Source organism: Arthrobacter sp. Soil_C_49 (assembly GCF_057656635.1).
Genome location: NZ_JBDGJZ010000002.1, coordinates 1,951 through 23,492 on the forward strand (window position 1 = coordinate 1,951; position 21,542 = coordinate 23,492).

The 21,542-nt window shown below is 61.8% G+C and carries 19 protein-coding genes; 13 read left to right on the forward strand and 6 right to left on the reverse strand.

Going from position 1 to position 21,542, the window contains the following annotated elements; translation table 11 throughout:
- Positions 1–785, reverse strand: a 785-nt coding sequence (locus AC3A4Z_RS03335; protein ID WP_498710076.1) for a hypothetical protein, incomplete at its 3' end; no start/stop codon positions are given.
- 500 nt (positions 786–1,285) lie between these two features.
- Positions 1,286–2,725, reverse strand: coding sequence for an IS1380 family transposase (locus tag AC3A4Z_RS03340; protein ID WP_498710077.1), 1,440 nt, complete (start codon positions 2,723–2,725; stop codon positions 1,286–1,288).
- A 1,396-nt stretch (positions 2,726–4,121) separates the two neighbouring features.
- Between AC3A4Z_RS03340 and AC3A4Z_RS03345 the strand changes: the two genes are divergently transcribed.
- The 3 genes from AC3A4Z_RS03345 to AC3A4Z_RS03355 all read left to right on the forward strand — a co-directional run bounded on the left by AC3A4Z_RS03345 (position 4,122) and on the right by AC3A4Z_RS03355 (position 6,190).
- Positions 4,122–4,271: a hypothetical protein gene (locus AC3A4Z_RS03345; protein ID WP_498710078.1), complete on the forward strand. Its 150-nt coding sequence runs from the start codon at positions 4,122–4,124 to the stop codon at positions 4,269–4,271.
- Between the two features lie 331 nt (positions 4,272–4,602).
- Entirely contained in the window at positions 4,603–5,850 is a 1,248-nt protein-coding gene (locus tag AC3A4Z_RS03350; protein ID WP_498710080.1) for a MinD/ParA family ATP-binding protein, read from the forward strand.
- A gap of 172 nt (positions 5,851–6,022) precedes the next feature.
- On the forward strand, positions 6,023–6,190 hold the full coding sequence (locus tag AC3A4Z_RS03355) for a hypothetical protein (protein WP_498710081.1): 168 nt from the start codon (positions 6,023–6,025) through the stop codon (positions 6,188–6,190).
- 229 nt (positions 6,191–6,419) lie between these two features.
- On the opposite strand, the gene AC3A4Z_RS03360 is transcribed toward AC3A4Z_RS03355, so the two are convergent.
- Together AC3A4Z_RS03360 and AC3A4Z_RS03365 are read right to left on the reverse strand one after the other, a co-directional pair.
- Complete coding sequence (locus AC3A4Z_RS03360) at positions 6,420–6,884, reverse strand: Lrp/AsnC family transcriptional regulator (RefSeq protein WP_498710083.1); 465 nt, start codon at positions 6,882–6,884, stop codon at positions 6,420–6,422.
- Between the two features lie 315 nt (positions 6,885–7,199).
- Positions 7,200–7,361, reverse strand: a complete 162-nt coding sequence (locus AC3A4Z_RS03365; RefSeq protein WP_498710084.1) for a hypothetical protein — start codon at positions 7,359–7,361, stop codon at positions 7,200–7,202.
- Positions 7,362–7,914: 553 nt separating this feature from the next.
- Here AC3A4Z_RS03365 and pdhA point away from each other — a divergent pair.
- Genes pdhA through AC3A4Z_RS03380 form a run of 3 tightly spaced genes read left to right on the forward strand, consistent with a single transcriptional unit; the run spans position 7,915 to position 11,758 of the window.
- Positions 7,915–9,135, forward strand: a complete 1,221-nt coding sequence (gene pdhA / locus AC3A4Z_RS03370; RefSeq protein ID WP_498710086.1) for a pyruvate dehydrogenase (acetyl-transferring) E1 component subunit alpha — start codon at positions 7,915–7,917, stop codon at positions 9,133–9,135.
- Positions 9,132–10,244 (forward strand): alpha-ketoacid dehydrogenase subunit beta, encoded by a 1,113-nt coding sequence (locus AC3A4Z_RS03375; protein WP_498710088.1) that lies wholly within the window; start codon positions 9,132–9,134, stop codon positions 10,242–10,244. The genes pdhA and AC3A4Z_RS03375 overlap by 4 nt, the downstream gene beginning before the upstream one ends.
- Before the next feature lie 2 nt (positions 10,245–10,246).
- Entirely contained in the window at positions 10,247–11,758 is a 1,512-nt protein-coding gene (locus tag AC3A4Z_RS03380) for a dihydrolipoamide acetyltransferase family protein (RefSeq protein ID WP_498710089.1), read from the forward strand.
- A 665-nt stretch (positions 11,759–12,423) separates the two neighbouring features.
- Here the strand turns inward: AC3A4Z_RS03380 and AC3A4Z_RS03385 are convergent.
- Complete coding sequence (locus AC3A4Z_RS03385; protein WP_498710090.1) at positions 12,424–12,615, reverse strand: hypothetical protein; 192 nt, start codon at positions 12,613–12,615, stop codon at positions 12,424–12,426.
- A gap of 66 nt (positions 12,616–12,681) precedes the next feature.
- On the reverse strand, positions 12,682–12,897 hold the full coding sequence (locus AC3A4Z_RS03390; RefSeq protein WP_498710092.1) for a DUF29 family protein: 216 nt from the start codon (positions 12,895–12,897) through the stop codon (positions 12,682–12,684).
- A 606-nt stretch (positions 12,898–13,503) separates the two neighbouring features.
- Between AC3A4Z_RS03390 and AC3A4Z_RS03395 the strand changes: the two genes are divergently transcribed.
- The 7 genes from AC3A4Z_RS03395 to AC3A4Z_RS03425 all read left to right on the forward strand — a co-directional run bounded on the left by AC3A4Z_RS03395 (position 13,504) and on the right by AC3A4Z_RS03425 (position 21,540).
- The gene (locus AC3A4Z_RS03395) at positions 13,504–14,484 is read left to right on the forward strand and encodes a site-specific integrase (protein ID WP_498710093.1); all 981 of its coding nucleotides are present in this window, start codon (positions 13,504–13,506) and stop codon (positions 14,482–14,484) included.
- Between the two features lie 127 nt (positions 14,485–14,611).
- Positions 14,612–14,995: a hypothetical protein gene (locus AC3A4Z_RS03400; protein WP_498710095.1), complete on the forward strand. Its 384-nt coding sequence runs from the start codon at positions 14,612–14,614 to the stop codon at positions 14,993–14,995.
- 3 nt (positions 14,996–14,998) lie between these two features.
- Positions 14,999–16,528 (forward strand): Hsp70 family protein, encoded by a 1,530-nt coding sequence (locus AC3A4Z_RS03405; protein ID WP_498710097.1) that lies wholly within the window; start codon positions 14,999–15,001, stop codon positions 16,526–16,528.
- A gap of 27 nt (positions 16,529–16,555) precedes the next feature.
- Positions 16,556–17,686 (forward strand): J domain-containing protein, encoded by a 1,131-nt coding sequence (locus tag AC3A4Z_RS03410; protein WP_498710099.1) that lies wholly within the window; start codon positions 16,556–16,558, stop codon positions 17,684–17,686.
- 14 nt (positions 17,687–17,700) lie between these two features.
- The gene (locus tag AC3A4Z_RS03415; protein WP_498710100.1) at positions 17,701–18,186 is read left to right on the forward strand and encodes a nucleotide exchange factor GrpE; all 486 of its coding nucleotides are present in this window, start codon (positions 17,701–17,703) and stop codon (positions 18,184–18,186) included.
- On the forward strand, positions 18,179–20,935 hold the full coding sequence (locus AC3A4Z_RS03420) for an FtsK/SpoIIIE domain-containing protein (protein WP_498710101.1): 2,757 nt from the start codon (positions 18,179–18,181) through the stop codon (positions 20,933–20,935). Before AC3A4Z_RS03415 ends, AC3A4Z_RS03420 begins: the two co-directional genes overlap by 8 nt.
- Positions 20,932–21,540, forward strand: a complete 609-nt coding sequence (locus AC3A4Z_RS03425; protein ID WP_498710103.1) for a hypothetical protein — start codon at positions 20,932–20,934, stop codon at positions 21,538–21,540. The genes AC3A4Z_RS03420 and AC3A4Z_RS03425 overlap by 4 nt, the downstream gene beginning before the upstream one ends.
- Positions 21,541–21,542: the final 2 nt, after the last annotated feature.

Consider the following 21,542-nt stretch of genomic DNA (forward strand, 5'->3'; position numbering starts at 1 on the left):
CCTCCGTACGCATGGGCCTGCGCCCTCGGCAGGGGCGCCCCATTGGAGTCCACAAGAACCCCAGATGCCGAAGTAACGGAGGGCAGCACTGCGGTAATGGTGTTGGATGCGTCGGGTTCCTGTTGAATCGGGGCGTGGATGTCCGTTCCCGTGGCCGGATCCGTGTACCACACCACTAAATCGGGTAGGCCGTTGGCGAATCGCGGCGTCTTGAGGTTTGTCTCGCCAGAGGACTCCGTGATGGAGTACGGCTCCCAGAAACCGGTCTCTGCCGTGACAGTTCCGTTTAGTGGGGTGCCTGCGTCAAGCCAATTTGATGCGGTTAGTTGCATTGCCCCCTGCGGGCCGGAAACTTTGGCGCCGGCCACCGGGAATCCGTTACTGTCCAGGACCCGAACGGTGACGGAATCCAGTGGCGGCATGGTGACGGTTCCAATGTCGGTTGCCCCCTGAAGGGATACGGGGCTTGTGATGACGCGGATATTGGGCTCTGCATTATGCCCATAGCCCGCGTAAGCAAACACTAAAGGGGTGGTCGCCGTGCCAGCCGAGATGTTGAATCGGCCTTGGTCATCGGTGACATAGGCATCGTTCTGGATGCCTCCGTACGCATGGGCCTGCGCCCTCGGCAGGGGCGCCCCATTGGAGTCCACAAGAACCCCAGATGCCGAAGTAACCACAGCAGCCACCGCTGGCGCAGTGTTCGGAGCCATTGAACCGACTAGGACCAACAGAGCAGAAGCCCCATATGAAGTGAACTTCGTCTTCAACGCGGTGAAGCTCATGCTTGCAGTCCCCCAAATCACATGATCCCTACTTGGACAGGCGAAGCAACCTCGTCCATAACCTCCTGATCATAGCTGCCCGTTTGGCAGGTTAAAGGCAGCAACGGCGCAAAGTGCCATGGGAGACCAGGGCCGTCCAAAACCTGAGAAGCCAGGATATCCGTAGAGCATGGGCGAGCGAATGCGGAATTGTGTCAGCGTGCAGAACCGCAGTTTCGAAATCCCCGATAAGGACACCTACCGGCCTTGGGCGCTCACTCCGCTTTCGAACGCTGGCTTGGCATCCCCCGACTGCACAGACCGTTGGCCGCACCTCAACCCGATACTAACCCGGATTTTTCATGAGGGCCGGGTTGGCGGCCAGGTTCCGATTTGATGTTCGCCCGGGTTGATTTTTTGGTTTTGAGCGCGCTGGCGGGGCCCGATGGCGTGGGCTGGGCGTCGGTTTCCACATGGCCGGTGGGTTGTGCTGGTGGTTGAAGTGGCTGGCCGGGTTGTTCTCAGACCAGGTGCGGGGCCCGGTGTCGGAGGCGGGTTTTCAGCTCAGTAGTGGCGGCCAGAAGCGTGGTGATTGTCCCGGCTTCCGGGGCTTTGTCAGCGATCAGCAGCCGGGTCTGCCGGGCCCTGGTGATGAGTTTCCCTGCGGTCGCGAAGAGCCGGTAGCGCCAGCGTTTGATGTCCCAGCGCCGGGCTTTGTGGCCGGTGGGGAGGGCTGTTAGTTGCAGCCAGGAGACCAGGTTCATGGCCAGGGCGGCGATGTTGGCCCAGGCCTGGTTGGCGTGGAAGTCGAAGAACGGCAGCTTCGCGAGCCCGGTGTTTTTCAGGGTTTTGATCCTGTTTTCACACCGACCCCGCGCCCTGTGTCGGGCATCCAGGGCTGGTCCGTGCCAACGCGGCGAGTTCGTCAGGAAGGCCGTGACTCTGTGCCCGTCCATGTCCAGCAAGGTCGCCTGGGCCCCGGGGTGCAGGGGCTCGGCACGCAGGTAGAGGTTTGTCCCTGGCGGGTAGTCGGTGAGCCCGAAGACGTCGGTGGCGTTAATGATCCACGCGTTGGTGCGGTCATTGCCGTCCTGATCCAGCGCCGGCTGCCAGTACTGCTTGTCATTGATCCACGCGACCATGTTCGCCTTCATCACTGGGACCGGGTAGGAGACGCTGAACTGCACGCCTAGCGATGAGACGTAGTGCAGGAATTTCCGGGACGCACCGGCGCTGTCCGTGCGCACCAGCACTTTCTCACCAATCAGCTTTCCGTCCTGGTCGTAGAAGTCATCGGGGAGTTGGGCGATCGCCTGGGTGAAGACCTTGATGTGGTCATCTGCGCTGTTGGCCCCGGCGTTACCGGGACGCAGGACCGCGGCCAGGACCTCCCCGGTCCCGTTGCCTGTGCCGTAGTCGATGCTGGCGATGAAGGGAGCGAAGCCATAACCGCCCTTGTACGTGCCGGCGACCCGTTCTTTGTCGCTATGGGACGTGACGAGCGTGGCATCCAGGTCCACAATGAGCGGATCCAGCGCCGTGGCCGTCAACGCCGGGTTCCGTTCCGCGGCCGATTCCCACACCCTGGAGCGCAGTTCCCGCGTCAGCGTGGCGAAGCCGTAGCTGAACAACTCGGGGTTGGTCACGGTCCGTTCAAAGAACCTCGAGACCGTCGCGTTCGAAGCGACCTTTCCGAAGACGCCGGCGCCGGCGCGCAGGATGTCCAAATCAGAGACGTGGTCCCCGCCGCCTGCGAGCATGACCGCCAACGAGCCCAGGATCGTGCCCGGCCGATGGCGGGCCCCGGACGGGACGAACTGGCCCAAACGGTCCTCGCACAAGCCCCGGAATCCGAGCGCGTCCACAAAGGACGTCACCACATTCAGCCCACCGTGGGAGACCAGCGACTGCCCCGTCGTGGCGACAGGAAGGGACGGGAAAACTCCGGTAATCTTGGACATCAGAAAGGTGCTTCTTTCAGCCGGCAGAAAAGTGCGTCAACAACACTATTTTCCCAGCTCAGAAGCACCTTTCGTAGCTTAAACACACCGGACGAACGCCACCCTCATGAAAACCCCGGGCTAAACCTGCATCGCCAGTTTTGTTTCGGGGCCGTTCATGCAACGGGCAAGTGATCCTAACGTTCCATGTGCGAAGTAGGAGCCTGGAAATGCAGGTAGTCGCTACTCGTGCACCTGTCTGCAACGGACTCGTAGTCTCGGAAGATGGAACGAGGGACATCAAAACGAGGATGGCGGCGAAGGACGAAGCAGCCAAGCGAGCGAGAGATTCGGGAGCTGATTGGGGTTATTAACGCGGACGGAAGGCTGGGCACAGTGCGACTGGCTCCAACTTCGCCGGGGCCAGCCGCTGTCCTTGCTTCGCTAGTTACTGCTATGGGGCGGTCGGTGGGTTTCCTCCGTGACATGTTTCGCCGATAAGTTGAAGGATTGGTGGCCCGAAACCGTGGGATGGAATGGGTGCGGCCGCCCGCTTTCAGGCTGCCGGAAACACCGGACGAGGCAACCAGGGAGCTGCCCTCGTCAGTTTTTTGACAAACGGTGACGGGGTTCTCAAGCCCCTACAAGCCGGCGGACGTACCCATAAAGTGTTGTAAGGGATACGCTTGAACATCCGCCGGAAAGAACGTCGCCGAACTTGCACATCTTTATTGGCGGCACTTCCAACAGCGTCCCCGGATCATCCGCACGCAGAGGAAGGGGTCCTGGCGAGCAGCACCCCTGTCCGCTTGACTCTTCCCGCCGGCGGCCCGACCAGCGAAATCCGCAATGGCGAGAATGCCGTGGCCCACCCGGGCTATGTGAGTCAGTGCGAGGTTGGTGACCTGATAAGCAAGGCCTTCGTTCTGTTCCTTCCCCTGGCCTACGGAACGAGCCGCGGGACACGTGGTCCTGGTGGGTGCACTGCAGAGGGGAATACCCGTGGCCCTCACTCCTAACGAATGCATGCGGGATTACGGAAAATCAGCCTCGCAAAAGTTTGCCGCGAACTGGATTAGCCCATGCTCCCCCCGCTTTAGCGCCTGGCCGATGCCACACGTTCAAAAGAGGATGGGATACGCGAAGTGCGGACTGGAACCTTAGCCTCACGTGCTGTATCGCTCGTTTACGGGAAATCCTCGATGCTCACGTAGGTAGCCGGTCACATTCAGTTTGATTTGGTCACCCCGACTCATTGTGCTGTGGCTACTCAGTGCGAGTGGTCGCGCTGGCGCTGAGCCCTGACCCGCCGCGTCTGGAGCCCTGGCTTAGCGTGACTTGTCAATTGCGGTCAAACCTGAGTAACGTCCTCCCTGATTTGCAATAGGGATTCAACGCTTACCAATGGAGGTTTTGTATGGCCCTGGCCGACTATGCCCTTGCGCTCTGCGCGCTGCTGAGCACGCTGTTGATCCCTTTTGTCGTCCTGCTCCAGATGCTGCGGCTGAAACGTCGTGCCATCCGGGTCACCGTTCAGCCCGCCGCACCCCGAGGTAACCGCCGTTAGCCATGCCATACATTGACATCAACCCCCATAAAGGCCGTCCGAAATGGCAGGGCTACACCGTCCTTGCCATATTGCTCGTCCTGACAACCAGTGTGGTGGCGGCCGCTTTAACTCGCGTCTGACACCGGGATTTTGCCCCAGCACCTAGACTTGCTGCTTATACCGAACAGTAAATTGCAGAATATTTTGCCGAACGTCCTGGGGGACAGAAATGCCCGATCCGGCGGATAAGACCGAACGCGCCAATGCACAGAATGCAGGGCAGCAGCGACGCCGACGCCGTGACCTCCGTCGCGCCGAGGGAGACCTGACAGATGCCCGGACAGGAACCATGCCAGCTGTAACACCGAACGCTTCCAGCCAGATCGACGCCGACCAACCCGTCACCCGGCGGACCTCCTGGGCCGCGGCGGCAGCCGCGGCCGACGCCGCGAGTCCTGTAACCCACGCCCCTGCACCCACCCGCCGTCCCGCCAGGCCGCCGGCGACCTCCCAGCCGCCGACCCGCCAAGAGGATGGTTCTACGGAGCCAGGCGCCGCTGCTCCGGCGAGTCCCGCCGTCGAGCAGGCGCTGCCGGCAGCCCCGAAAGAGGGCCCGTCCTTCCGCCGCGCCCGGCCCACCACGGCAGACGTCATCGCTGACACCCCAATGCCGGACTTCATCAGCTCTCCAGGCCTGTTTGTCAAAGAGCAGAAGCCCCGTCCCGTGGGCGGCTTCCGCGGCGCCCTGTACTCGCTGACCGGGGGAGCCTGGAACCTGGGCCCCGGCGCGAAGCAGCGCGAGGAGGACGAACTGGGCCGCCGCATCTCCCGTCAGCTCCAGGGCAGCTATAACACCGCCATCCTTAGCCTCAAGGGCGGCATCGGCAAAACCTCCACCACCGTGGGAGTTGGCCTAACCTTGGCCGAGTTCCGAGGTGACGCGCCGTGCGCCATCGACGCCAACCCGGATTCCGGCGACCTGGTGGAGCGTGCGCTGGGGGAGGGCATTTACCAGCAGGCAAGCCCCCGCACCATCACCGACCTGCTCCGGAACATCGACAGTGTTGATTCGCTCACGGCCCTGGCCCGGTACATGCACCATGCCGGCCGGCTGCACCTGATCGCCGGCGAGCAGGACCCTGAGGTTTCGGACTCACTTACGGCCACAGAGTACCTGCGGATCCGCAAGCTGATTTCCAGCTACTACTCCGTGGCCCTGACCGATTGCGGCACTGGCGTCACTCACAACGCCATGAGCGGGATCCTCCAGTCAGCTGACAACCTGGTCATCGCCGCAGGTTACGCAGTGAGCGGCGCTAAGCGTGCCCGCAGCACCCTGCACTGGCTGGCCAGCCACGGCTACGAGGACCTGGCACGAAATGCCGTTGTGGTGATCACGGACAAGGATGAGGTCTCCTCCCGCGTGGACAAAGACGCTATTGAGGAACACCTCTCCGGCATCTGCCGCCAGCTCATCGCCGTCCCGCATGACCGCGGTGTGGCCGACGGCGACTTGGTCACTTTGGACGTGCTGAAGTCCGAAACCCGCCGCGCCTACAAGGAAATCGCCGCTGCGATCGTGGATGGGTACCGGTAGGCATCCTTAGACCGCTTATGTGCCCCTCGGTCGGAACGACCCTCAAGTTCACAGGTGGCGAGTGTTCTTTCATCCATAGACGAGTACTCTCATTGCGGCGGGAGGCAGCCGTGAAACCGTAACCTCGGACGATAACGAACCCTTGTGGGACGGTGGGCCAAGGCGTCGCCATATGCCAAAGCGGGACAGTCTGGAGTTAGCAGGCCTCACGGTTTTGTCCGTAACGGGCGCGCTCATCCTGCGGCCCGTCATCGGCCTTATTGCCCTGGCTACTGCACTCCCAGTGGCGAAGAAGACCGGCAGCCAGCAGGAACCTGCCGGGCACTACCTCATCATCTAAGTTCTGTCCCGCCTGATTGTCTGCCAGAATCTTGACCAAATCCTCGGCCACGCCTTCTCCCGATCCTGAGCTTCCGGGCTTAGCTTTGATTCATCACGGCAGGACATCACGAAGGAGTGGCGAAATGACTATCACCGAATACGCTGCGGCACTGGGCGGGATGCTGGCATCACTTGCGGGCGTGGGACTTCTAGCCGCGGGCGTTATCAAGGCAAAAGCACGCCACTGACTACCGCGTATCCAAGTCCTCAAACACCAGGAACGTTTGTGTATCGAGCACGCCGGGCATGGACTGCAGCTGGTCGAAGATGACCCGCCGCAGGTCGATGTTGTCCACGGCCCGGACCAGCAGGATCACGTCGAAGTCGCCGCCCACCAGGGCCACGTGGTGCACCTCCGGGATGGCGCCGAGCTGGTCGCGCAGTTCCCGCCAGGCGTCCTGCTTCAGCTTCAGCGTCACGTAGGCGGAGGAGCGGAGCCCCGCCTTGATCGGGTCAACCAACGCTGTGAACTTGGACAGCACCCCTTCGCTGGTGAGCCGGCCGATCCGGGTGTAGGCGTGCGCCCGGGAGATGTGGACGTTCTCGGCCACCTGAGTCACAGACATCCGGCCGTCCCGGGTCAGCTCGGAAATGATTTTCCGGTCGATGTCATCCAGCGGAACGGGTTCTGTCCCGGCATCCCTGCTTGCCATTGTTCACAACGCCTGTCAGTCAGCGAGCCCACATCTACAAATCGTCTTTCAGTGTAGATGAAACTGTTCAGGCGTCCACGCGATCAGGTGAAGCTAGATACGAATGCTCACGCAGCTCGACGCAGGGCGCGCAGAGTGGCTTCGAAGGCGTTTGGTTCGCAGGTAGGTCCCAGGAAGCACACTTCACCAGGGCAGGAAGATAAAATTCTGGATGAAGGCTTGCTGACTAACCAGTCAGCGTTGCGCCGACGAGGACTCGCTGCGCAGGGCATCGTGCCGTTCCGCTGCCCTGCGGATGAAGTCGCAGTCGCTGGGCTAGAGGACGGTTTCACCGTGCCGGTCCTGCGCGAACTCGGCTCCGGTGGCCTTGGTAATTGCTGCCACCACCGTCCGGGGAAGGATCATGCACCCGGGATTATCGATAAACCATTGCCGTGTTGCCGCATCCAGCCGGTCCCACAGCTTCTCTATTTCCATGACGGCAACCCCCATCCATTGTTATTCCCGAATATGTAAAGCCCCCGATACCCTGGGACACCTGCCTGCGCCTCGCCCTTGCCCGCGGGACCATAACCGCAGACATCATGGCAAGGCGGAGGGGACCACGCTGTCCCCACCGCGTCCATCCCGCACCACGAGTCCCCAGGGGGAAGATCCCTGACGCCAGGTGCGGATTCTTTCCTTTGATAGCGGAAAAGAAACTTTTGAAGATTAATGAATTGACGCTTCCCTCAATTGCATGCCATTAGAGTTTGGTCCCCCGCCAGGCAGAGGTCAACGCAATTTTTCATAAAGTTGAAGCAGTGCGGAACAGGAGGGAGTGTTCAAAGATCCCCTCGGCCGACAAGGCTCCCGCAGCCCTGCCCGGCAATTTGTCCACAGCCGCCGCAGTAAGCTGGCTCACAGTTGCAATTCGTCTCTCCGTACAGCCCGAATCAAGCAGCTTCTCCACGATTCCTCCAGATGCTGGATACGAAACCTGCCGCGGGCAGATACTGGGAAGGAATAGTGGCAACAGAAGGACGGAACAATGACGATCTCCGCAGACCACACCGCACGCGAGCATGCCAGCCCGCTGCCGGCAGAGGACGCCCTCGCCGAGGCTGCCAAGAAGTTCGGCATCACGGCCGAGGATTACATGCTGCCGGCCCGGCACCAGATCGAGATGGTGGACCCGGACGGCCGGCTCAAGCCTCAAGGTGAGCAGGGCACCGAACCCGGCCACGAGTACCCGTTGCCCGGCGATGAGGAACTGTTGGCAGCGTACGAACAGCTCGTCGTCGGCCGCCGCGTCAACGACCAGAACTCGGCACTGGTCCGACAGGGCCGCATGGCCGTGTACCCGTCCAGCCACGGCCAGGAAGCCTGCCAGGTCGCCGCCGCCCTGTGCCTGTCCGAGGGCGACTGGATGTTCCCCACCTACCGCGACGCCGTGGCCGTGATGACCCGCGGCGTGGACCCCGTGCAGGTGATGACCATCTTCCGCGGCGACTGGCACGGCGGGTTCGATCCCCTCAAGCACAAGGTGGGCATCCAGTGCACGCCGCTGACCACCCAGCTGTTGCACGCCGTCGGGGTGGCCCACGCAGCCAAGCTCCGCGGCGAGGACACCGTGGTGCTGGCCATGTGCGGCGACGGCGCCACCAGCGAAGGCGACTTCCACGAGGCCCTGAACTTCGCCGCCGTCTTCCACCTGCCCGTCATTTTCTTCGTCCAGAACAACAAGTACGCCATCTCGGTGCCGTTGGCACACCAGTCCGTGGCGCCGTCGCTCGCGCACAAGGCCGTGGGCTACGGCATGGCCGGCGAACGCGTGGACGGCAACGACGTCGTGGCGCTCCTCGCAGTCCTGGACCGGGCCGTGAAGCTGGCCCGGGAGGGTTCCGGTCCGCTGCTGGTGGAGGCCAACACGTACCGCATGCAGGCCCACACGAATGCCGACGACGACACCCGCTACCGGGAGAGCGCTGAAGTTGCCGAGTGGCGGGCGAAGGACCCGGTGAACCGGATGCGTGCCTACCTGACGGACCGCGGCCTGCTGGACGATTCCGTTGAGTCGCGGATTGCTGCACACGCCGAAGCGGTGGCAACCCAGCTGCGCGAGGGCCTCAGCGAGGACGTGCCGGTGGACCCGCAGGAGCTGTTCCGCCACGTCTTCGCCAAGCCCACACCGCAGTTGAAGGAACAGTCCGCCCTGCTCGCCGACGAACTCGCCCGCGACGCAGCATCTACCGAGGAGGCCGGCAAATGAGCCCCACCATCACCACCTCATCCGAGGCCAACGGCAACGTTTCCGCGGCCACCGCCCGGGCAGCCGCCTCCGCCGCTGCGTCTGCCGAGGCTGCAGGCCCGCAGCCGGTCACCATGGCCAAGGCGTTGAACACTGCCTTGGTTGACGCGATGCAGGCTGATTCCTCTGTCCTGGTGTTCGGCGAGGACGTGGGGACGCTGGGCGGGGTGTTCCGGATTACCGACGGGCTCACCGCCACGTTCGGGGAGCAGCGCTGCTTCGACACACCGCTGGCCGAGTCCGGCATTGTGGGCATGGCCGTGGGCATGGCCATCAACGGGATGCGCCCGGTGGTGGAGATGCAGTTCGACGCGTTCGCCTACCCCGCGTTCGAGCAGATCGTCAGCCACGTGGCCAAGATGCACAACCGGACCCGCGGCGCCGTGAAGCTGCCCATGGTGATCCGGGTGCCGTACGGCGGCGGCATTGGGGGAGTGGAGCACCACTGCGATTCCTCCGAGTCCTACTACGCCCACACCGCCGGGCTGAAGGTGTACACCCCGGCCACCGTGGCGGACGGGTACCGCATGCTCCGTGAGGCGATCGACTCGGACGATCCCGTGGTGTTTATGGAGCCGAAGAAGCTGTACTGGTCCAAGGACCTGGTGGACTTGCCGGCGCTGCGGTCCTCTTACGAGGAAGGCACGACGGCGGGCCTGGCCACTGAGGGGCGTGCCGCCGTCGCGCGTCCCGGCACTGACGCGACGCTGATCGCCTACGGCCCGTCCGTGCCCACCGCGCTCGCCGCCGCCGAGGCGGCTGCGCTGGAGGGGCGCTCGCTGGAAGTGATTGACGTGCGGACGATTGTGCCGTTCGACGACGAGACGGTGTGCGAGTCGGTGCGGAAGACCGGCCGGGCCGTGGTGATCGCCGAGGCGCACGGGTTCGCGTCCGTGTCCTCGGAGATTGTGGCCCGGGTGCAGGAGCGCTGCTTCCACTACCTGGCCGCCCCCATCCGCCGCGTCACGGGGTTCGACATCCCGTACCCGGCGCCCAAGCTTGAGAAGTACTACCTGCCCGGCGTGGACCGCATCCTCGACGCCGTCGACGACCTTCAGTGGGAGAACTGATTATGAGTGAAGCGCGTGTGTTTTTGTTGCCGGACCTGGGCGAGGGGCTGACCGAGGCGGAGCTGGTGTCCTGGCACGTTTCGGTGGGGGACACCATTGCCGTGGACCAGCCGATCGCCGAGGTGGAGACCGCTAAGTCCACGGTTGAGGTGCCTTCTCCCTATGCCGGGATTGTGGCGGAGCTGCACGGTCAGCCGGGGGAGACGCTGGACGTGGGGAAGCCGCTGATCTCGGTGACGCCTGTTTCGGTGGACGGGGCCGCCGCGGATGATGCCGCAGCTCCGGAGCCTGCCGAGCCGGTGGTTAAGCCTGACGAAACCGAGCTTGGGGATTCGACGGATTCTGCTGCCGACACACACCCTGAGGCTGAGGCGTCCCGCGAGGAGGAAAAGGCGGGGTCTGGGAATGTGCTGATCGGGTACGGCACTCCCGGCGGCCATGGCGTTGCCCGGCGCACCCGCGCTCGCAAGTCATCCGTTGCCGTGGCTGAGCCTGCCTCGGCGGCTGAATCCCAGGGCCTCGACGACCTCTCCCTGCTGCGGACCCGCGTTCCCGGCAAACTCGGAGCGGTGATCTCGCCGCTGGTCCGTCGTATGGCCAGGGAGCACGGCGTGGACCTCGGCGAGCTCCCGGGCTCCGGGGAGGGCGGGCTCATCATGCGCAAGGACGTTGAAAAGGCGATCAGTGCGCCGGCGGTTGAGCCTGCGCCCGCGGCTAAGCCGTTTGAAGCCCCGGAGACGGAGCCTGCCCAGACCAAGCCCATCGAAGCTATGCGGGCCGGAACCCAGGGCCAGGACGCCCGTACCGGCCTGGCGATTTCCTCCCGGACACCGGTCAGGGGAGTGCGCAAAGCCGTTGCCGCCAACATGACGCGCAGCCGGTCGGAGATCCCCGAGGCCACCGTGTGGGTGGACGTCGACGCCACCGCACTCGTGGAGCTCCGTAAGGAACTCAAGGCCGGCGGCTCAGAAGTCCCTGGACTGCTGGCGTTCATCGCCCGCTTCGTCACGGCCGGGCTCAAGAAGTACCCGGAGCTGAACACCCGGATCGAAACCGCGTCCGACGGGTCGCAGGAGATCGTGTCGTTCGACGGGATCAACCTCGGCATCGCCGCCCAGACCGATCGTGGACTCGTTGTCCCGTCGGTCCGGTCGGCGGAGAAGCTCAGCGCTCGCGAGCTGGACGCGGAGATCCGCCGGCTGACCGACGTCGCACGCCAGGGTAAAGCGACGCCCACCGAGCTGGGCAGCGGAACATTCACGCTCAACAACTACGGGGTGTTCGGCGTGGACGGTTCCGCGGCGATCATCAACCACCCGGAGGTGGCCATCCTCGGCGTCGGCCGGATCATCGACAAGCCTTGGGTGGTGAACGGCGAGCTCGCAGTCCGCAAGGTCACCGAGCTGACCCTCACGTTCGACCACCGAGTCTGCGACGGCGGCACCGCAGCAGGCTTCCTCCGCTTCGTAGCAGACGCTATCGAAAACCCGAAGACCCTCCTCGCGGACCTCTAACCCAAGCCCCCCCCACGGACGCTCTCTCACTTAACGTCGGCTTAATCCAAACGCTCTCTCACTCGATGTAGGCGGCCTAACGCGAATCCATTCTCAGCTGACGTGGCTCCCCTGGAGACGGTGACATGCGACGGCGGCACCGGCCGCCGTCGCACGCATCGGATGGGAATCCTGCGCCCTCTAATTGCCGGGACCCCGGGCACTGGGATGCGAGTGCCAACGTCCAGCCCGACGACGGCACCAGTAGCTGCGGTGGCGGAGGTGAATGGGGTTACGGCGACGACGCCGATACCAATACAGGCCTAAAAAGTATCGCTGGTGGGCGCGTTGAAATCTGTGAGTGCGAGGGAAGTAAAGGCCCCTGTATTCCTCTTATTGCTAGGTAGGAGGGCGGCCTTTGATGAAGTCGTTGTGTCGCCAGCCAGCCCGCTTACGGGTCAGTCGGCGACACCTGTCACTTGGTTTTGGGGCACTTCGGAATTTGCGAGCATCGATGATTCGAATAGTTGTTCTTTTTCGCTTCCGCACACCAGGCACAGGTACAGTTGCACATAAATATCACCTCCCCCGGCTTGTGAGGAGTAGCTGTCCGTACAATGTGTCTACGGCGCGGCTACTGATCTGTTGAAGATAGGCCAGCAGGCCAGAAACCGCTGCTGCACTGGTTAATTATTTGCGCTTTCGAAAGTAGCGATCATGTCTTTCGCCTCTTCGACCGCTTGCAGTTTCACCCCTAGGACAAAGTCCCGAACATGGGGAGCAGCGCCAGCCATTGACCGTGCAGCCTCCTCCAACTCAGTTTCAGCCGTTGCGAGCATTTCTTTGGCATGCGCGATGTTGGCGTCATAGCGACCCATTAAATTCACCTCTGAAGGTTGTGTCCCGTGATGATGTGTCGTTCACTGCGGCCTAGCGTTTCGCGTTTAAGGAGACCAATTGTCCTCAGGCTGGTTGTCATTCCTCAGGCTGGGATGGTCGTCCTTGAGTTTCTTGATATGTCCCTGCGCGTTAGCAATGGTCTTGAGGGCAAACGTTTTCTCATAGGGCTCTTTATGTTCACGCCACTTTATGATGTGCTCAGCCACTGTCTTTCGCTGGGATTTGAGCTTGATCTTTGCACTGGCTGTGTTGTCGGCCATCGTTTACTCCTAGGCTCTCGGGCGAGGGGCAGCGAAATTTTGGTCATTCAACGCGAGCACTGTTGGGAATGCGCAAATGAAGCTGGCGCGAGGTGCGCACTATCCCTATGCTCCTTTGACGTTCTCCTGCGACCTTTCCTTGGGCTGCTCGCGTGTAGCGGTCCTACCGAAGCATCATCCTATGAAGCGACGGTTGACCGGTCCATAGTGGGCAATAATTTTTATTGTTACGGCCGCTCCAATGTCCGCTCAAATCTTGATGAAAAACTGCGTTAAAGCTTTCAGCTTTTTCGATAGCATGCCGCAAGAAATCGCTGTTCATGGAATGATCGAGGATGGCTTTTCCGCCCTTTCATGTGGTATTGCGCCGGCCGTCCCGTTATTGAAAGACATACGCGAGGCCACAGTTGTTCACCACGGGAGAACGTTCTTGGCTTGGCCGCGTACAGGTTTCCCGCCACCCCTGCCAGGCAATCGATAGCAAGCACCGGATCCCCATTTCGTTCGGCCGATAGCACAAGCTGCTATCAAACAAAAGTCATACTCCAGCAATATGGCTGCAATGTCCTGCTTCGTAGCTATATTGATCCCTGAACCAGTGGGGGTGTGGTGGAAAAAATTTTGGAAGGCTTATCGGCGTCGACTCGCCGTGCTTATGCCAGCGATCTTGCCGACTTGAATTCCTGGTGCGCGCACCGCGGGATAAACGGTGCCCGACACCTGACAGCGCGGCACATCTTCGCCTATTTAGTCGATGTCCGTAAGCACGGCCGATCGACCTCGACTATTCGCCGCCGGGTCACCGCGCTCCGCAAGATAGCTTCTTCCCATTTACTTGACTTGCCGGTATCGGAGCTCACGCGCTTGGAGAAGCGATTCTTGGACGCCCGGCAGGATCAAGCAAGCGTCCTCGTTGTGTCTGACGACCCCATCATCCGGGCTGGGTTGCAAGCAGTTCTCACGGACTCCGGGGCTGTGTGCTGGGCCGACGAGACTGCACACCTGGACCTCGCAACGGTTGCATCCTGGGATTACATGCTTGTGTGGATGAGTTCACCTCGCGGTATCGATAACTTCGGCCCGATTTCGCGGATCAAAGCACTCGGGACGAAAATCACCACCCGCATTCCTGTTGTGGCAGTGTACTCGGAAGCTCCGAATCCGATCGTGCAACTTCGGCTTGCCGAGGCCGGTGTCAGATACGCCATGCCCCATGGGTGGCTCTCCGATCATCTGCCGGCCTTGGCGGACCTGCTGTCAGCAGCAGAAGTCCCGCTGAGTTTCCATCTGGATACGCCGATTGCCCTTCGACAGAGTATTGGCCTGCACCTTAGCGGGGAGATCGAGGCACTGCTCGAGGCCGCCGCACTTGCACCGGACAAGCTGTGGAACGGTCATCTTCCTCAGTCACACCTTCCTGTGGCGCGCTCGGAGATTACTCGCCTTCGCCGGATAGCCCTTGAACAAGCAGGTGTCCCCGCGCCTCATTTCAGCAAGTACGCCAGCTCGTTGCGGCGTCCTCCGGAGACCCCTGAATGGCCTCGCTTACGTGAGCTCGTCCGTCAGGCGTTCGGCCTAAGCGAGTAGCACAACTAAACACTCAGAACAAGCACTAAACCCTGCTCACAGTGAATTCCTAAAGTTGTTGGCATTGGACGGTCCGGGCATTCACTCCGGGCCCAATTGGCGGTTTTGACCTAGAAAGGCTCCCCTCATGGACGGTAGTGGCTTCATCCTTATCCTCGTGCTCCTCATCGCAGCGGTATTTGCCCTGGGCATCTGGAGCAGCGGGCGCGCGAAGCAACAGCACGAAACTGTCGTTACGCTGAGCCCGGCCCGTGCCCGCCAAATTGTGGAAGACAGTTTCGGAAAGATGCTGTGGGCGGACGTGTCTGGACCAGGCCACATCAACAAGCGCAGGCGCACATTCAATAACACCGGTGCGACGGTTTCCGTTGATATTGAACCGCTTGTTGACGGAAAAACGCACGTGACGGCGTGGATGTCGGCATGGAAAACGCAGTACGGCATGGTGACCAGCGGCGGTTGGGGCCTTGCAAAGAAGGTCATTGCAAAACTTGACCAGAGCCAGGCTTAACTGATGGCGCGGGCGATTGGTATCGACCTGGGAACGACCTATTCGGCCGTCGCGATTCTTCGTAATACAGGGGAACCCGAGGTGCTTCTCAACCGTGACGGAGAGAACATAACGCCCTCCGTGGCCCTCTTCCAGGCATTTGACGGACGTGACGAGCCCCTTGTCGGGACGATGGCGAAGCATTCGGCCGCCAGCGCTCCCGAAGATGTGGTGCAGTTCGTCAAGCGCAACATTGGCGATCCTGCCTGGAGGTTCACCTCCACCGGCGGCACAAGCTACAGCGCCGAGGAAATATCCGCGGTCATCCTGCGCAGGCTAAAGGAAGACGCCGAGCTGGCATTGGGGGAGCCTGTCACGGATGCCGTCATAACCGTACCGGCTTATTTCGATGACGCGCGGCGCACCGCTACCAAACACGCAGGCAGGATCGCCGGGCTCAATGTTCTGCGAGTTTTGAATGAGCCAACTGCTGCTGCCCTGTCTTTCGGCCTTGACACTTCCGCCCAGGGGCTTGTTCTGGTCTATGACCTGGGCGGTGGCACCTTCGATGTGACTCTCATGCGAATTGGCGAAGGCGAGTTCGACGTTCTCGGCACCGACGGGGACCGGAACCTTGGTGGCTTCGATTTCGACAACCGTCTTATCGAGTACATCGCCGCCCAGGTGGAGGAACAGGGCGGTCCTGACATCTTGGATGATCCTGCTCAGCTCGCCGCACTCCGGGAGAAGGCTGAAATGGCCAAGCGGAGCCTGACGACAGTCGCTGTCACGACTGTCCATGTCTCAGCCGGAGGCCGCCCCTACCGGGTGAAGGTTGAAAGGGTCGAATTCGAACGCATCACCATCGACCTGCTTCGCCGAACGCAAGACCTCACGGAGCATGTGCTCGAGGAAGCTGGCATCTCGTGGGCCCAAGTCGACCACGTGCTGCTGGTGGGCGGCTCAACAAGGATGCCGATGGTGCGTGCGGTTGTCGAGAGGCTTGCGGGCCAGCCTGCCGACAAATCTGTCCACCCGGATGAGGCCGTCGCACTCGGTGCTGCAATTCAGGCAGCCATGGAAGATTCCGCCTCAGCTACGGACGTAGCCCTCTTCGACGGGGCTTTGCCTGTCATTGCTGATGTCACTTCGCAGTCGCTAGGCGTGATCCAGGTTGATGCACTCACTACCCGTGATGTCAACACCATCGTGATCCCTAGGAACAGCAAGATCCCGACCAAGCTCAGTGCCGATGGTTTTACAGTCGTTGACAACCAGGCTTCGATCAACGTCCGCGTAACGCAGGGCGACGACACGAACCCGGACTATGTCGTGGAGATCGGATCCAAAGAGCTTCCCGTCCCGCCTTATCCCAAGGGGGCTCCGGTGCGGGTGACATACGCCTACGACATTGACCAAACCGTCTTCGTCGAACTTACGGACCTTACGACCAACCAGTCGCTTGGAACCTTCGAAATCGACCGTCTCGCCAATCTGACCGACGACCAGGTCCGCGAAGCAGCCCACAAAGTCTCGTCACTGGCCGTCCAGTAGACAGCTTTACGAAAAGGAAAGAGCAGCATGGCCCCCCTTGCTAACTATTACGCCATCCTCGAAGTTGATCCCGAGGCGGATATCGAAACTATCTCGAAGGCAATCAGCGAGAAGCGCCGGTTTTGGCAGCCGAAGACCAGCCATCCGAAGCTTGAAACCCGTCAGACTGCCGAGAAGCTGATGAAGGATATCTCTGACGCGGAGACGTTGTTGCACGATCCGCCCAAGCGCGGTGAATACAACCGCAAGCTCGCCGCCCAGGTCGACGTACCCAGCGAAGCCCCGTCGGCGACGCCAGGCGCCGGAAGGGATTGGTCCAAGATCGCCCTCGAATACCTCTCTCAGGGCAACGCCGCGCAAGCCAACTATGCAGCGCGCGAAGCAACGGGGCAGCAGCCGGAAAACCCTGAGGCTTGGTACTTCCGCGGCGTCTCATCAGGACTTCTGGATCAGGACCAGGACGCCCTGTTCGAGCTGAACGAGGCGGTCCGGTTGGATCCAAACCAGGCCGCCTACCACGCTGAGCTCGGTGATCTGCACAAGAAAAACGACGGCTGGCGCGAGGCCCTCGGCGCGTACCAGCGCGCGCTCAGCCTGGAGCCCGGGAACGCCTACTACAAGGCCGGCGTCGGCTTATCCTTCGGCGCGCTGGGCGAAGTAGACCGGGGCACAGCGCTTCTGAAGGACGCGCACGAGCAGCTCCCCGAGGATGAACTCGTGACGTACTACTACGGCCTGGGCCTTCTGGAGCAGTCGACCTCCTCCTGGTCGAGGTTCCATGACGACTCAAAAAACATTCTTTCTGAAGCTCAGCTGAATGCCACCAAGGAGAAACTTGGCCAGATCAGCCGCCTGAAGATTGATGACCAGGAGTTCCAGAACGACCTCGACGAGGTGCGCGTATTCGCCGAGCAGGCCGAAACCGTCAAATTCCAGTCCTTCGGCGGTTTCCCTGGCCTCGCGGCGGCTGAGATAGCCACCTTCATAGCTATGATGATCGCCTTCAGCTCCGGGGGCGGCGGCGCGTTTCTGGGTGTTATTTTTCTCGGTCTCTTGGTTCTCTGGCCCGTGCTCTTCGTGCGTTCCCACCGGATGCCCGGCTGGCAGTGGAACCGCAAGCAAGCCCCAGCCTATGCCCGCGCTACCGGCCTGCAGTAAAGGGCGCCGCGCATATGTCCAGGGAAGAAAACACAATTGGAGCGGGCTCTGATGCCCTGACCGCGCTCCAGGCCGAGGTAAGTCAACTCAGCGATTTGTTCAAACGCCGACTGCTTGAGGACCGGGGGAAAAACGCACTCATCGAGACCGTCCAGGAACAGCTTCGCACAGCCAACGACCTCATCAGGTACCGCGACCTCGAGGCCCTGATCAGGGAAGCCCTGCTTGCGATCGATCGGCTCCAGGCAGAGCCAGCAACGCCTGAGCTGGTCGAGTCAGCTGTTGATGAACTGCTGGAGGTTTTTCGGCGCCGGGAGCTGGTTGAGGTTGACGACTCGGGCGATTTCGATCCGCGCGTCCACGAAGTCGTCGGAACCGTGAATGCCGCGGGCGAACTGTTGCCGAACACGATTGCAGCAATCCAGCGCAAGGGCTATCGGCTCGGTGATCGCCTTCTGCGCCCTGCACAGGTGACCGTGGCCGTGAGTGCGAATGATTAACCGGTTGGATGCCAGCGCGGAAGCGCTCCGAGGCGCTCACGGCCGTCTCCTCGGCTCGCTGAGCGCAGCAAAAGACGCGGCGGCGCAAACGCGGGACGGGGCATATGCGGCGGCCCGAAAAGAGCAGGAACGGCAACAGGCAATAGCTCGTAACCACGCGTCCCAAGCTGTAATCGAACACAGTCTTCGAGCCCGCGACATCGCGGATTCCCTTCGGTCAGCCGGCACGGCGGCGCTCGACGTGGCCGAATACGTCACCATCGGAACGCTCGCAGTCTCCGGTGCTCCGATGGGCGTGAACAAAGAGGTGGAGGCTCCCCTTATCGTGCCCCTGCTCGGCCATGGCAATGTTGTGGTTGAAGCCCAGCCGGCCGACACCCGGCGGCTCGTGGAGCAACTCGTTTGGGAAGCCTTGCGGGGCACCGCGCCTGGTCAGCTGGACATCATCGCCTATGACCCCAAGCTGCGGTCAACGCTTGCCCCCTTCAGCGCTCTTCGCAGGGTCTCTGAAGAAAGCCTCCAAGTGCTCAACCGCCCCGCGGAACTGGAGCGCACTGTGCAGCAACTGGTGGCAGACGTCCAGCGGGTCAACGAAACTCTGCGCGGGGTCAGCCGTTCGCTGGTCGATCTTCGACGTTCTGCGGGGCACCCCGTAGAACGCTACCGCCTCGTGGTGCTTTTTGATTATCCATCGGAGGTGGATGAGCAATTGCACCGTCAGGTGCTGTCACTCGCTAAAGCCGGCGCTGACGCTGGAACAAGCTTTATCTTCGTGCTCCCGGCACCGGGCGACGCCATGCCAGACTGGTGGCGCCAGGAAGACCTGAACACGCTCGGCACCGTATTTCGTCAAGATGCTCAAGGTCTCCGGTGGACAGCCCACCCCGAATTCGACGTGCGGATTTCCGGTGAGAGCGCCGATGCCCTGGTCCGGCGTGTCGATGATCTTGCCAACCTAGCCAGCAGCGCAGCGGCGCCCCGGATCCCCTTCACACAAATCCAACCCATGGACTCCACCTGGGCGGGGTCAAGCGCCGCCGGCCTTGAGTTTGCGTTCGGGCTCGCGGGGCATTCTCCTGCCTCGATTACCCTCGGAGACGAGAGGGACCAGCGCCACAACCTGCTCATCACCGGCGCTGTTGGGCAGGGTAAATCGAACCTGCTCAAGGTTGTCATCCACAGTCTGGCGCAAAGGTATTCTCCCGAGGAGCTGGAACTATTCCTTCTTGACTTCAAGGAGGGCGTCACGCTGTACCCTATGGCCCCCACGTCGGCGTCGCCGGACTTCCTCCCGCACGCCCGGGTCCTGGGGCTGGAGAGTGACCGCGATTTTGGGCTGGCAGTGCTCCGGCACATAGAGGGCGAATTCCTGCGCCGCGCGAAGCTGTTTCGTCCGCACGGCGAAAGCATCAGCCGGTACAGGGCCGCTGTCCCGGACGCCCATATGCCGCGGATCGTCCTGGTGATAGACGAATTCCACATGCTGTTCGAACCCAATGACAAGACTGCCGAGGCTGCGGCCCAGCTGCTGGAGACCATTGCACGTCGCGGCCGATCCTATGGCGTCCATCTGATCCTCGCCTCGCAAACCATCTCGGGCATTGCGGCTTTGATGGCGCGGGAGGGCGGCATCTTCGCGCAGTTCCCCATACGGCTGGCACTGAAGAACGCTATTCAGGAGTCTTTCGCTACCCTCGGTGCGGGAAATGACGCAGCTGCACGTCTTCGAATTCGCGGCGAGGCCGTGCTCAATCTCGACTACGGACACCTCGACTCCAACCGCCATGTCCTTGTGGCCAGCGCTGACGATGACGAACTGTCCCGCTTGCGCTTTGGGTGGTGGGAGACAGCGCGCTCACGTTTACAGCCCCCAGTGGTGTTCGACGGCGGCCGCCGGATCCGGCCGGCCGAGGCTATACCGGCACTGCTGGGACTTCGACGTGACGCGGTAGCAGCGGGGGGAACGCCCGCCGCGCTGATCGGTTACCCGATCGACGTCGTCAGCAGCGCACTTTCTGTTCCCCTCGGCGCTGAACCGGGACGCAACTTCGCTATCCTGGGCGCGGGTGAGGACGCAGCGGCCCACTCACCCGGGGATGACCCGCGGAACAACGCTGTAGGGGTGCTTCAGGCCGCAGCGCTTTCACTGGCACTGCAACATCCGGATGGAGATGCCGAGTTTTTCAGCTTCGAAGCTCTCGACGACCTAACATTCGAGCGGAATAACCACCACCGCTGGCTCGAGGCGATGGCCTCGATTGGATACCCAGTGGAACGTATCGGCCGCGCCGAAATTGCGAGTTGCCTTCAAGAAGTCGCATCTTGCATCGAGGACAGGGGCAACGACGCGCCTCCGAAGTACCTCCTAGGGTTCGGGCTTGACCGGGCCACGACGCTTGATGTGCCTGACATGTTTTCACGTAGGCCGTCGGAGGATCTGCAACAGATTCTCCGGACTGGTCCCGCCAAGCGGATCCACCTGCTTGGCTGGTGGGCCAACGTGGCAACCTTCAAATCGCAGATAGGGTTCGGAGGCGAAGGCTTCATTGACGCGATGCTCATGCTCCGTTTGGATCAAAGCACGGTCCAGGAGCTCCTGTCTTCGCCCTTCGTCACGTGGTCTGTCCGGGATAACCGCGCCCTGTTCTCAGACCGCACCCAAATTTCCGAGCCCACCACGGTGATCCCTTTCTCCCCACTGACGGCACCTGACCTGATGGAGTTCCGCAAGACAGACTGGGAAACGTGACCATGCGGGACACGCAGAAAGAAGCCACAAGCACTCTTTACGCCGACTACGAGTTAGCGCTGGAAGCCCTCATGGAAGTCGAAATCAAACTGGCACATGGTCTTGCGGATGCCCAGCGGGCCCTTGACGAGGCCTGCAAAGCTTCCGACGCGTCTTTCCAGCAACAGACCGCGCGCCTGGCCTCGCTCCTGACCAACGCGCAGTCCCGTTACAGCGGTGCAGTGGCCTCGCTGAAGGAGCACAGCGTACTCCTTCCACTCCAGGTCCGTGCCGAGAACGGCGCGGCAGGCGATGACGGGGCTCTGAAGCAGGCAATCGAGGACCACGTCGCAGCGGTCCATTCCGTCGACTTGCGGCTGCGTGAAGCAGCCACTGCGCGCAGGGCCGATGAGCTTGGTGCTCGTAACGGGGCAGCGCAGGAAGCGGCCGAAGCGCTGCACGCACGCCAGGAGAAGCTGCGCCGTGAGCGGGAAACAGCAGCAGAGGCAGCGCGGTCAGCCGCGCAAGCCGCAGATCGAAAGCACCGCCTGCTCCTCGGCATTTGCCTTGGGGGAGTAGCAATCGTCATTCTCAGCCTCGTCCTCATTATGTTCAATCTCAACTAGCA